The organism is Pseudoalteromonas sp. Z9A5 (genome assembly GCF_011378875.1).
GTDB lineage: Bacteria > Pseudomonadota > Gammaproteobacteria > Enterobacterales > Alteromonadaceae > Pseudoalteromonas.
Genome location: NZ_WTLC01000070.1, coordinates 1 through 12,531 on the forward strand (window position 1 = coordinate 1; position 12,531 = coordinate 12,531).

The following is a 12,531-nucleotide window of genomic DNA, read 5'->3' on the forward strand; positions in this document are numbered from 1 at the left end:
ATATGCACGAAGAGCGAACCCAAAAAGAGATAAAGAAAAAGGACGATTAAAATGCGGCCTGAATCCAATTATCTCTTAATGTCTAACCTATGAATTGGTATTAAGTAAGTGGAGTACTTATAACTAATACGCTTTAACAACGTATTTGTTCACTAATTTAAAACTAATTATTTTTGCGAGCCCACTTATCCATTATTTTATTAAATAATATTTCATCATCTGTTTGTTCACTAGGGCAGGTCTGCGCGCTCCCTTGAGGCATGCCATTACTACCAAATACGGTGAAGTATCAATTAAATAGCATTTACCGTTAAAAGCTGGTTCAGGTGCTTTTTTTACCTCTAACTTTGCAGGCTCAACAATTGGTGCATTTGTGTTGGTGTTAACGGTGCTTAACTTTGGCAGCGTTGATAAGTTAACCATAACATAAGCGCTTATTACGGTGCCTTTTTTTGTTTGAGGTTCTTCAGCCTTTATTTTTTTGCGAAAGTAATTTATGTGAAAGTAATAAGTACAGCAACACGCCATGTATACATAACGATATAGCCCACGACTATGCATTCCCTTTATTCACACTTATTTCTCAATGTAATAGCTACGTTATGAGTTAATAAAATGCATTTAGTTCATATACAATTAAGGATTGTTATCAGTTTATTTACTTTACCTTGAGAAAAAAATAAAAAATGCGTAAGTTAACTAGGTTACCTATTTTAATAACAAGAATATAAATGAAAGCCATAGAGATAGAACAATTAGAATTATCAAATTCTGAAACCCGAGAAGTTATTACACCCTACGCCTTTAAAGTTGACAGTGCTTTACTGGGCTTGCCTTTAGCTACACCAAGTAGGCGAGCATTAGCGATTATTATTGATGTAGCACTGATATTTTTAGCAGCTAAACTCAGCGCGGCTTTAATAGCATTTGTCGCTGCAATGGCTTTTTATAAAGGTACGGCTCAGCAATACCTTCCGAAAATGTCGAATGTGTGGCGAAGAATCTTAAAAATAACGGCAGCAAGTATTTTATTTGTAAGCGCACTTACTGTGCTTTCAATTGGCATTGATTACCTAGAAGACGATGATGCTGATCAAGGTTTGGCTGTTCAGGGCGTAAAAATACAAGATGAAATTCAGCTTACCGCCACAGAAAAACAACGGGTAAATACTTATTTAGCGCAAACAGCCGGTGAAAGCTGTGATCAACCTTGTCAACAAAACGCGCTTGATAATTTAATAGGGCAAGTTCCTAAATTAGCAGAAATGGATGACCTACAAAATCCACAACTTGCTACCGTATTTTTACAGCTATTAGTGCTCAGTGAAAATAACAAAATAAAGCCCGCACAGTTAATAGAAGAAAAGCCTGCACAAACAACTACCAACAGTATTTTGCAGTGGAGTAAAGGCATTATTCAAGACTTAGGTTTGGGTTTTGGCTGGGCTGCTGTTTACTTTACGTTGTTCTCGTTACTTTGGCGCGGGCAAACACCAGGTAAAAAAGCATGTAATATTCGCGTGGTTGCCCTAAGCGGCGAGCCATTAGGTTTATTAGATTGTTTTGGTCGCTACGGCGGCTACGGTGCAGGCTTTGCCACAGGCTTGTTAGGGTTTTTACAGATATATTGGGACCCAAACAGACAAGCCATTCAAGATAAAATATCAGCGACTGTGGTTATTAAAGGTAACTTGAATCAAGTTGTAAGCGTTGAAACGGTTGTAGATGCAGTGAAGGACTAGTTTTTAGTTGGCAATAACTGTTCTAAGAAAGTATGTTTGTGGTTTGTAAAAGGTGGATTGTTGCATTTTTCTTAACTTTATTTAGAACATGAAAAAGTTGTATTGTGAAATAATGTACGTGATTCTTGTATTAATATTAGTCAATATTTTCAAGTGAGTATCGAAGGAAATGAGTTCATATAAATTTAGGAAAAATGCTGAAATAGGTAAGTTAGAGGCTGAAACTGATTCTTTTTTAGAGTCTTGTTTTTATGAGTCAGATGTATTTAAAGGCATTCTTGATTTTGACAGTAGTGAGAATAACCCCGATTTTACTCGAAGAATTATTGTTGGAAGAACTGGAAGTGGGAAAACAGCTTTATTAAAGCAGATTATTAATAGCGAGAACGTAAAAGTTCACGATACGATTGAAGCTGAAAATACAGTTTTTGAACACATAAAAAATAATATATTTATTTCTGATCTAATTGATAAGGACATTGATCTAAGGGTTTTTTATAAATCATTATGGCTACATGTCCTTTTAGTGAAGGTTATTAATCTTCTTCACCGTTCATCGTATGATAGCTTTTTTGAGTCGATAAAAAGACTAATCAGCTCGAAGAAAAAAAGATATAACCCGGAAGTTGCAAATGAGTATGTTGAAGCTTATAAAGATAATTTTTTTAACGATAATGTGATCACTGAAATAACGAACAAAATGCAAGAATCTTTGTCAGGTGGAGCAAATGGTGGGATTTTTAAATTTGAAGGTAAACAGCTCGAGGAAAACTTACAAAAAATACAGTCAGTAACATCTAGCTATGTTAGTAAAGAGCTTCTTAGAAAACAAAAAGAGCTCATTAAAGTGATTCAGGAAGAGTTTTCTAATGAAAAACAAATAAGAATAATCATTAGCATAGATGATCTTGATAAATCATGGTTGAGTTCAAGTGCCATCAGATATGATTTTATAAACGCTTTGTTAGAAGCGTTTAAAGAGCTATTAGATATTAAATCGGTGAAAATTTTAATTTCTATTAGAACAGATATTATAATGGGAATTTATAAAAATAGTTTGAGACAAGATGAAAAAGATCAGTCTTTGATTTACGCGATATCTTGGAATCGAGAAGAAATTAGAGGAATCTTAGACTCACGTATAAACCACCTTGTTAGAAATCAGTATCAAGGAACTAAGGTCGTTACCTTAGCTGATGTATTCAATTTCAAGGTAAATGATCTAGATGCAGATTTATATATTTTAGAGAGAACTATGCTTCGCCCTCGAGATGCGATTAGCTTCGTTAATTTATGTCTAGGTGCTTGTGATGGTAAGATTGAATTAAATGAAGATATTATCCTTGAAGCTGAAGAAAAGTTTTATTCTGGACGAAAGAAAGCATTAGTTAAAGAATGGGCAAGTATTTATCATCATATTGAGAGTTATTTAGATAGCTTATCTTTTATTCCAACCAATGAATTTAAAGTTTTAGATATGCCTCAAGGTATTATTGATCAAGTGTCAAACTATCTGCTTGATATACCAGTTGTAAAAGATGATGAAGAACATGATCGACGAGCAATGGATTTAAATGAACTAATAAAAGTGTGGTTTGCAGTAGGTGTTATAGGCATTAAAAAATCTAGTACTTTGTTTATTTATTCATCGTTTGAAAAGCCCGAACTAGATATCACAGATTTAAATAAGAAGTTTGTGATACATCCTCTATTTTTCAGGAATACTTAATAGCCATTCTTTACTAATTATAAGGTTAAAAAGGTATATTAATACCTTTTTAACCTAACCCCAAAACCACCAAGACCCATCAAAAACACACATCCCCAAACAAATATGTTTCCGTATTGGCTGTACACGCTGTCGCCTTTTATAAGCTTAATGTTAGCTTTCAATGTAGTAGCTTCAAACTGTGGCATGGTTTGTTGTGTGTGGCTTATGGGGTCGTATACGGCGCTTACACCGTTGTTGGTAACGCGCACTAGTGGGCGTTGTAATTCAAGCGCGCGCATGCGGGCTATTTGCATGTGTTGCAGTGGGCCAATAGAGTCGCCAAACCAAGCATCGTTACTTACAGTAAAGAGTAGGTCGGAGTCGCTTTTATAATTACCACGTACTAAGTCGGAAAAGGCTATTTCGTAGCAAATAGCGGGGAGTAAGTTATAGCCATTTGCACGCAAGTTGTTTTGCACTTTGTCGCCACGCGTAAACGACGACATAGGTAAATCGAATAACGGGGCAATAGGGCGCAGAAATTCTTGAAATGGTACAAATTCGCCAATCGGTAATAATTGGTGTTTTTGATAGCGATTTTTATCGAGGTAACGGTAATGCCCGTGCTCGTCGTCGCGTTCTTTATTGCCTACAACAATAAGTGTATTAAATATGTTTTTAGTGTCTCGTTGGTAGTCAACAATACCGGTTACTAGGGCGGTTTTGTTAAATGAGGCGGCACTGTCGAGCCCTGCTAAGTAAGAGTCGGCCAGCATTTCTATTTCGGGCACTGCGGCTTCTGGCCATACAATTAAGTCGGCATTCCAATGTGGGCGCGTCATGTCTTGGTATTTGCTCATTGTGGTCCAAAATTCACTTGGATCAAAGCGTAAGTGCTGTTGTATATTGCCTTGCACGAGCAACACAGACATATTTTTATCTGAGTAATGCACGGTGCCAGTGCTTTGCGCACCTGTAAAAATAAGTGCCACAGCAGTTGCGGTAACTGTTGGGGTTTTAAAATCTTTTTGAGTTAAACGATAAAGTGCAAAACCAATGGCAATACACACTAAAGTAAGACCAAATTCGCCAATATAAGGGGCAAGTAGCCTGAGTGGACCATCTGTTTGCGTATAACCAAAACTTAACCACGGGAAACCGGTGAGCACTACGCCACGTAAATATTCGCTAATTGCAAAGCTGGTAATAAGGAGTGCGCCAAAGCTTTTAGGACCACTTGCAAAGCGGGTTGTTAAGTAAAAGGCAAGTGCCGGAAATAACGCTAAGTAAGAGCACAATAAAGCCATTAATGAGAGCGATGCTATTAGCGGCATGCCGCCAAAGGTGGCAATAGATACATGTACCCAGCTTATACCTGCACCAAACCAACCTAAACCAAATATAAAACCATATTTAGCGGCAGTTTTTGCATGTAATTTACCGGTATTATTGGGGTTAACACAAAAAGTAATGGCGGCAATGCTTAGAAACGCAATCGGCCAAATTTCAAAAGGGGCATAGCCAAAAGTTAAAACAAGACCCGCAACAAGTGCGAGCCATGCTTTTTTATCTTTTGCTAATCGGGTAAGTTTAGTTAGCAGATTCTTCACTGTCGTTATCATCAACCTTAGGAACGGTGACTTGCAGTTGTAAGATACGACGATTGTCGGCGTTGGTTACTTTAAATTGGTAACCATCTATATCAATAGTTTCACCACGACCTGGCATATGACCAAATGCATGCAGTACAGTACCACCAATAGTATCGGCGTCTTGTGTGCTGTAACCTGTTTTAAAATGCTCGTTAAAGTCATCTACAGGCGTTAGCGCTTGCACCACGTGAACGTGTTTAGCTAATTGACGAATATCTTCGTGTTCTTCTTCGTCGTGCTCATCTTCGATTTCGCCAACGATAATTTCAAGAATATCTTCAATAGTTACTAAACCCGATACGCCGCCGTATTCATCAATAACCACTGCCATATGGTAGCGTTGCTGACGAAATTCGTTAAGTAGAGTATCAACACGTTTACTTTCAGGTACTACCATTGCTGGACGTAGGTAATCGCGTACTGATGGTAGGTGCTCGTCTTTGTTTAAGATTAATGGCAATAAATCTTTAGCAAGTAAAAAACCTTCTACGTGGTCTTTGTCTTCAATCACCACTGGAAAGCGTGAGTGGGTAGAGTGGACCATCATGGGTATTAGCTCTTCAAGCGGGCTGTCGATCTCTAGAGTGACCATTTGTGAGCGCGGTACCATTATGTCTCGCACTTTAAGCTCAGACACTCCGAGCACACCTTCTATCATCTCTTTTGTTTCGGGATCGATTACGTCTCGTTCTTGCGCATCGGCAATTACTTCGACCAGCTCTTCTCTATTCTGGGGTTCCCCTTGCAACATTTGGGCTATTCTGCCCAACCACGTTTTGCCAGAAGAACCCTGGCTAGATTGCGAGTTACCGTCGCTCATTGCGTCTAATTGCTCCATTAATTTTAAATATCGTCCCGGTATGGGTCTGCTATGTTTAGCTCTGCAAGTAATTGCTTTTCTATACTTTCCATCTCGAAAGCGTCTTCACTCTTTATATGGTCAAATCCAAGTAAATGCAAGCATCCATGAATGACCATATGGGCAAAGTGGTCATGAAATGACTTCTCTTGCTCAATTGCTTCAGCTAATACTATAGCTGGGCAAATAATTAAATCACCCACGAGAGGAATATCTATTCCCGGTGGCGCTTCAAATTCAAACGATAATACGTTAGTTGGTTTGTTTTTACCGCGATAATCGTTATTTAGCTGCTGCGATTGTGCTTCGTCGCTTATGACGATGCTCAGCTCTGACTCATCACGGTATTGGCTAAGTGCTTTGTCAGCCCATAACGCAAACTGCTCTTCGCTTGGCAAGTTTTCAAACTCGCACGCTATTTGTAAATCAAGTTCGGTTGTCAATGTATTACTCTTTAGTCGAAGGCGTTTGTTGAACAGCAAGCTGGTCTTTCGCTTTTTGCTTTTCAATACGGTTTAGTCGCTCGCGTTCGTCGTTTCGCTCATAGGCTTCAACAATGCGCGCTACTACAGGGTGGCGTACTACGTCGTGGGCCTTAAAGTAGTTAAAACTTATTTCGTCTACACCATCAAGTACTTCCATAGCGTGGCGAAGCCCTGAGCGGGTGCCTCGTGGTAAGTCTACTTGTGTAATATCGCCAGTAATAACTGCTTTTGAGTTAAACCCTATACGGGTTAAAAACATTTTCATTTGCTCGGCAGTGGTATTTTGGCTTTCATCTAAAATAATAAAGGCATCGTTTAAAGTACGACCACGCATATAAGCAAGCGGTGCAACTTCAATGATATTTTTTTCGATGAGTTTTTCTACTTTCTCAAAACCAAGCATTTCGAATAGGGCATCGTAAAGCGGGCGCAGGTACGGGTCTATTTTTTGGCTTAAATCGCCTGGTAAAAAGCCAAGCTTTTCACCCGCTTCTACAGCTGGACGAGTTAATAATATACGGCGAATTTCTTGGCGCTCAAGGGCGTCAACGGCAGTCGCTACAGCTAAATATGTTTTACCAGTACCAGCCGGGCCAATACCAAATGTAATATCGTGATGCAAAATATTTGCAACGTATACACCTTGGTTGTCGTTACGTGGCTTAATTACACCACGTCGTGTTTTTATGACCATGTCTTTGCCGTAAGCACTGCTTGATGCATCTTGCTCTAGGGCTTTTGATTCGGTAATGGCTAAATGAACACTATCAGGTTCTATTTCACCTATTACGCCACGGACAGGTTGAGTATCAATATAAAGGTTTTTTAAGATTTCTACAGCGCCAGCGCTATTGTGCAACTTACCAGTGACTTTAAATAGGTTGTCGCGGTGGATAATTTCAACAGCCAGACGGCGTTCAATTTGTTTGATGTTTTCGTCAAACGGACCACATAATGAAGAAAGGCGTTTGTTATCGGCAGGTTCTAAATAAATCTCTAATGTTTTTAATTGATTACTCAAAATTACTTCCTATAGCATAGCGCCAGTATTAACTGGCGCAAATTCTAATTATGTAGACTATGGAACGAAAGTAGCAACGCCAATTTCGTTAATTGTGTCTGGTTTTGGTGCAGCACTAGCTGCTTTTGTTAAAATATCTGAAGGCGCTATTTCACGTCGTAAGTTCATTTCTGATTCTGTACGAATTAAATCACCACGTAAAGAGTTAGGTAGTGCTTCGGTAATACGTACGTCAACAAACTGTCCGATCACTGTATGTGGACCAACAAAGTTTACTACACGGTTGTTTTCCGTACGACCACGTAATTCCATCGGGTTCTTTTTAGAAGGACCTTCAACAAGTATACGTTGCTCTGTATCGAACATTTGACGGCTAATTTGCTGCGCCATTTGTGTAATACGATTTTGTAGTAAGTATAGGCGCTCTTTTTTCTCTTGCTCTGTTACGTCATCTGGTAAATCTGCAGCAGGTGTACCTGGGCGAGCACTGTAAATAAAGCTAAAGCTCATATCAAAACCAATATCGCTAATAAGCTTCATAGTCGCTTCAAAGTCTGTTTGTGTTTCGCCAGGGAAACCAATTATGAAGTCTGACGACATGCTTAAATTAGGACGAATTTTACGTAATTTACGAATTGTTGATTTGTACTCAATAGCCGTATGACCACGTTTCATTAGATTTAATATACGGTCTGAACCACTTTGTACTGGTAGATGTAAGTGATCTACTAGTTCTGGTACATCGGCATAAACGTCTATTATGTCTGGTGTAAATTCTACCGGGTGCGATGTGGTGTAACGAATACGGTCAATACCATCAATAGCAGCAATTAGACGAATTAAATCTGAAAAGTAACAAATTTCGCCATCGTGGGTGTCACCACGGTATGCATTTACGTTTTGACCAAGTAGGTTTACTTCACGTACATTTTGCTCAGCTAGCTGTGCAATTTCAAGTAATACGTCATCTACTGGGCGACTAACTTCTTCGCCACGAGTGTACGGTACAACACAAAAAGTACAGTATTTAGAGCAACCTTCCATAATGGATACAAATGCAGATGGACCATCCGCTTTTGGTTCTGGTAGACGGTCAAACTTTTCAATCTCTGGGAACGAAATATCTACAACCGATGACCCTTTATTGCCTTGTACTTGTTTTATCATTTCAGGTAAGCGGTGAAGCGTTTGCGGACCAAAAATAACGTCTACAAATGGTGCACGCTGGCGAATAGAATCACCTTCTTGCGAAGCAACACAACCACCTACGCCAATTATTAAATCTGGCTTGTCGTCTTTTAACAACTTCCAACGACCCAATTGGTGAAATACTTTCTCTTGTGCTTTTTCACGAATTGAACAGGTGTTGAGTAAGATTACGTCGGCATCTGTTGCATCTTCAGTTAACTGATAGCCGTTGGTCGCATCTAAAAGTTCAGCCATTTTCTGAGAGTCGTATTCGTTCATCTGACAACCCCAGGTTTTAATATGCAGCTTTTTACTCATTGAAATATAGCCTCGTGTTCAATTCGATAGTGGCACAAAAATGTGCTTAAAACAGGATTAAGGAGCAAGCATGCTCACTTAAAGGACGCGTATTTTAGCTGGATACCCGCCCAGATCCAAGTATAGTTTTCATGTTTGTGATCTCAAATCAATACAGACCCAGTTTAATATGCTCTTGAGGATATCCTCTGGCATAAAACAAATTAATTTTGATACAATCAAAACAGACTCAAGTAATAATAAAATGATGAAAAACATGACTCAAAATAAAGTGATAGTGGTTGGCGGCGGCATGGTTGGTGCAACAATGGCTATAAAGTTAGCACAGCAAGGCAAAGCCGTACGCATAATAGAAAAGCACCTTATTGACCCTTCAAAAATTTTGAGTAGTGATATTGTTGATATTAGAGTGTCGGCTATTAATCGCTTTTCAGAAAATTTACTTGATGAATTAGGTGCAATGCCGATTTTAAGGCAAAACCGTATAGCGCCTTATCAACAACTCGAGGCGTTTGAGCGTGGTGGTGATAACTTATTGTTCGATTGCGCCGATATAAACACGACGCATTTAGGTCATTTGATTGAAAATAATTTAATTCAAGCAAGTTTGTGGCAGCAATTTGAGCAATACAACATTGAAGTTATTGAACAATCAGTGCCTATTACAAGTATTGAGCAAACTCCAGATGCAATTACGCTAGTGTATGGTGAGCAAACGTATACCGCTGATTTAGTTATTGCAGCTGATGGTGGACAGTCGCAACTTCGTGCTAAAGCAAATATAGGTATTACTGGTTGGCAGTACCAACAACATTGTATGGGTGTATTAATTAAGTTAGATGCGCCGCAACAAATTAAAACATGGCAGCAATTTACACCAACCGGACCGTTAGCATTTTTACCTATGCAGGCACCGTACGCTAATTTAATTTGGTACGACGATGCAAATACGCTTCAAGAGTTTAAAGGGTTATCTCCAGCAGAGCTAAAAGTACATATCCTTAATAAATTTCCTGAACTTGCTGGTGACTTTGAAGTACAAAGCCATGCGGTTTTTCCGCTTACCCGACAACATGCCAATAATTACTCACAAGGACGCTTAGTATTAGTGGGTGATGCCGCGCATACCATTAACCCGCTTGCAGGGCAGGGCGTTAATTTAGGCTTTCAAGACGTTGTAGCGCTTGCTGAAGTGCTGTTAAGTACGAGTGATGTAGGTTGTCTGTTAAAACTTAAAGAATATGAGCGCAGTCGTCGAAAAGCTAATCTATTAATGATGAGCATGATGGATGCCTGTTACTTTGGATTTTCCAACCAAGTTACACCACTAAAATGGGCGCGAAGCCAGTTTTTAAAAATGGCTAACAATACAGGACCGCTGAAAAACTGGGTCTTAAAGTATGCTATTAGCGGAGAACTAGGTTAATAATTTACTTTCAATAAACTGTATTTAAAAGGGCGCGCTAAAAATATCCTTGTTGGTGCGCTGGTCAATCCTATCTCTGTATCTCTTTTACATATCACATCTTTTTTATGTATTTTATTTCGTTATCAGGTTTATTAGCCATAATAAATATATAACGAATTGTATTAAAAGAGTGTATGTGGATAATCTATTTATTTTTATGATTATGGTAGGGGCATTACTTCTAACTGTAAGCATAAGACCAACCTTAAAGGTATGTAAAAAAACGAACCGTTTAGCTTGGTGTTTGTTACTTGTTTTGATTATATTTTTTATTTTAGGGTATTGGGGAATACTCTATTATTTTGTTAATAATGATATAAGTTCATTTATGACATTGAGCGTATCTTGCATTTTGTTTGGTGGTGGTGCATTTGTATACATGATTATCCAGCTTAGCCTTAAAAGTATTATAGAAATAGAGCGTTCAGCCGACCATCAGCGATTTTTAGCAGATCACGATAGCCTAACAAACCTTCCTAATCGGAAAAAGTTTTTTGAAGTCCTCAATAAAAAAATAAATTACAATGAACCTTTCATTTTACTTTTAATCGATCTTAGCAATTTTAAGCGAATTAATGATTCTTACGGTAATACCTGTGGGGACTCATTACTTTGTATTTTTTCAAAAACGTTAAATCAAAATTTATTGGGTATCACTAAACTCTATCGAATTGGTGGTGATGAATTTGGGATTTTATTGAATTCTGTTTCTCAAGATAAGCTTACCTCATGCATTCAATTAATAAATAAAGCAATAGAAAGACCATTCTCTATTTTTGAGCAAACTATACGCGTTAAAATAAAAGTTGGGGTAAGTAATTATCCAGCAGACAGTATTCATATAAATGAGCTATTTAAGCAGGCTAATTTAGCATTGCACGAGGCAAAAAAGACACATCAGCAGGTTGTTAGTTATTTTAGTGATTTAAGCGTAAGAGCCGATGATTTATTTAATATGTCGAGCAAAATAAAAAGCGCTTTAAAAAATCAAGAATTCGAACTTTATTTACAGCCTATCTTCTCTTCACAGTTTGATGAAATACATGGCGCTGAGGCATTAATTCGCTGGCCGCAAAGTGATGGCTCATTTATCAGTCCTGAAGTGTTTATAAAAATTGCAGAACAAACTGGAGATATTTTAAATATATCTAAGTGGGTGGTTCTAGAAACTATAAAACATTTAAATAAATTAAAAAGTGCCGGATTCGCTGGCTCATTACACGTTAATTTATCAACAAGAGATTTAGAGAGCCAAGATTTTTACGAATTTATGGAGCCGTTAATTAACTTAGACCCTACCTTAAGCGATTCTATTATTTTTGAAATTACCGAAGGTGCAATGATGACGAATTTAGATGCAGCACGTAGCATGATGTATAAGTTGAATGACAGAGGTTTTGAATTTAGTGTAGATGACTTTGGTACTGGGTTTTCTTCGTTATCGTTATTAAGGGAATTGCCAATTAGCCAAATAAAAATAGATCAGTCGTTTATTAAAGATATGCTGACACAAATAGCTAATTACGCAATTGTTGAGTCAACGTTATTTTTAGCAAATAGACTTAATTGTAAAGTTGTAGCAGAGGGTATTGAAAATAAAGATCTTCAAGAAACACTCACATCAATGAACTGTGATTATTTACAAGGATATTATTTTAGTAAGCCAATTAATTTAGAAGAGTTTATTAAGAAATATTCTAATGAAGATATGTATCAGATAATTTAACAAATTGGCTGGGATACCAGGATTTGAACCTGGGAATGCCAGGATCAAAACCTGGTGCCTTACCGCTTGGCGATATCCCAACTATAAATTTGCACTAGTTTTAGTTCTAAGTAAGAACATGGTGCGGAAAGAGAGACTTGAACTCTCACAACCGAAGTTACTGGAACCTAAATCCAGCGCGTCTACCAATTCCGCCACTCCCGCATCGTTCGTGTATTTAAACACTAGTCGCTTTTTTAAACTCTTAGCTGAGCCATTCATTTGTCCAACTTTCCTTGGTAGAAGAAGTTGGCTGGGATACCAGGATTTGAACCTGGGAATGCCAGGATCAAAACCTGGTGCCTTACCGCTTGGCGATATC

9 protein-coding genes and 2 tRNA genes are annotated in these 12,531 nt (G+C 38.1%); 4 read left to right on the plus strand and 7 right to left on the minus strand.

Annotation, left to right across the window (positions count from 1 at the left end; genetic code table 11):
- Positions 1-731: 731 nt before the first annotated feature.
- The gene (locus tag GQR56_RS20570) at positions 732-1,742 is read left to right on the plus strand and encodes an RDD family protein (RefSeq protein WP_166115132.1); all 1,011 of its coding nucleotides are present in this window, start codon (positions 732-734) and stop codon (positions 1,740-1,742) included.
- Positions 1,743-1,911: 169 nt separating this feature from the next.
- On the plus strand, positions 1,912-3,471 hold the full coding sequence (locus tag GQR56_RS20575) for a P-loop NTPase fold protein (protein ID WP_166115135.1): 1,560 nt from the start codon (positions 1,912-1,914) through the stop codon (positions 3,469-3,471).
- Between the two features lie 38 nt (positions 3,472-3,509).
- Here GQR56_RS20575 and lnt read toward each other — a convergent pair whose 3' ends face one another.
- From lnt to miaB, 5 genes are read right to left on the minus strand one after another with little or no spacing between them, the layout of a single operon-like run.
- Positions 3,510-5,063 (minus strand): apolipoprotein N-acyltransferase, encoded by a 1,554-nt coding sequence (gene lnt / locus GQR56_RS20580; protein ID WP_346775785.1) that lies wholly within the window; start codon positions 5,061-5,063, stop codon positions 3,510-3,512.
- Positions 5,044-5,925 (minus strand): CNNM family magnesium/cobalt transport protein CorC, encoded by an 882-nt coding sequence (corC, locus tag GQR56_RS20585; protein WP_024610060.1) that lies wholly within the window; start codon positions 5,923-5,925, stop codon positions 5,044-5,046. Before corC ends, lnt begins: the two co-directional genes overlap by 20 nt.
- Before the next feature lie 23 nt (positions 5,926-5,948).
- Positions 5,949-6,407, minus strand: coding sequence for an rRNA maturation RNase YbeY (ybeY, locus tag GQR56_RS20590; protein ID WP_024610061.1), 459 nt, complete (start codon positions 6,405-6,407; stop codon positions 5,949-5,951).
- Positions 6,408-6,411: 4 nt separating this feature from the next.
- Complete coding sequence (locus GQR56_RS20595) at positions 6,412-7,470, minus strand: PhoH family protein (protein ID WP_024610062.1); 1,059 nt, start codon at positions 7,468-7,470, stop codon at positions 6,412-6,414.
- A gap of 57 nt (positions 7,471-7,527) precedes the next feature.
- Entirely contained in the window at positions 7,528-8,976 is a 1,449-nt protein-coding gene (miaB, locus tag GQR56_RS20600) for a tRNA (N6-isopentenyl adenosine(37)-C2)-methylthiotransferase MiaB (RefSeq protein ID WP_024610063.1), read from the minus strand.
- Between the two features lie 244 nt (positions 8,977-9,220).
- On the opposite strand from miaB, the gene GQR56_RS20605 reads away from it, so the two are divergent.
- Both GQR56_RS20605 and GQR56_RS20610 read left to right on the plus strand, forming a co-directional pair.
- Positions 9,221-10,402 carry an FAD-dependent monooxygenase gene (locus GQR56_RS20605; RefSeq protein WP_166115141.1) on the plus strand — a complete coding sequence of 394 codons (1,182 nt, stop codon included), beginning with the start codon at positions 9,221-9,223 and terminating at the stop codon, positions 10,400-10,402.
- 370 nt (positions 10,403-10,772) lie between these two features.
- Entirely contained in the window at positions 10,773-12,170 is a 1,398-nt protein-coding gene (locus GQR56_RS20610; protein WP_231613202.1) for a bifunctional diguanylate cyclase/phosphodiesterase, read from the plus strand.
- Positions 12,171-12,175: 5 nt separating this feature from the next.
- Here GQR56_RS20610 and GQR56_RS20615 read toward each other — a convergent pair.
- Both GQR56_RS20615 and GQR56_RS20620 read right to left on the minus strand, forming a co-directional pair.
- Positions 12,176-12,250: transfer RNA gene (locus tag GQR56_RS20615), tRNA-Gln, on the minus strand.
- 39 nt (positions 12,251-12,289) lie between these two features.
- Positions 12,290-12,374: transfer RNA gene (locus GQR56_RS20620), tRNA-Leu, on the minus strand.
- Positions 12,375-12,531 lie beyond the last annotated feature (157 nt).

Coding starts and splice junctions, on each gene's coding strand:
- GQR56_RS20570 (WP_166115132.1), top strand. CDS start 732: ATGAAAGCCATAGAGATAGAACAATTAGAATTATCAAATTCTGAAACC.
- GQR56_RS20575 (WP_166115135.1), top strand. CDS start 1,912: ATGAGTTCATATAAATTTAGGAAAAATGCTGAAATAGGTAAGTTAGAG.
- corC (WP_024610060.1), bottom strand. CDS start 5,925: ATGAGCGACGGTAACTCGCAATCTAGCCAGGGTTCTTCTGGCAAAACG.
- miaB (WP_024610063.1), bottom strand. CDS start 8,976: ATGAGTAAAAAGCTGCATATTAAAACCTGGGGTTGTCAGATGAACGAA.
- GQR56_RS20605 (WP_166115141.1), top strand. CDS start 9,221: ATGATGAAAAACATGACTCAAAATAAAGTGATAGTGGTTGGCGGCGGC.
- GQR56_RS20610 (WP_231613202.1), top strand. CDS start 10,773: ATGACATTGAGCGTATCTTGCATTTTGTTTGGTGGTGGTGCATTTGTA.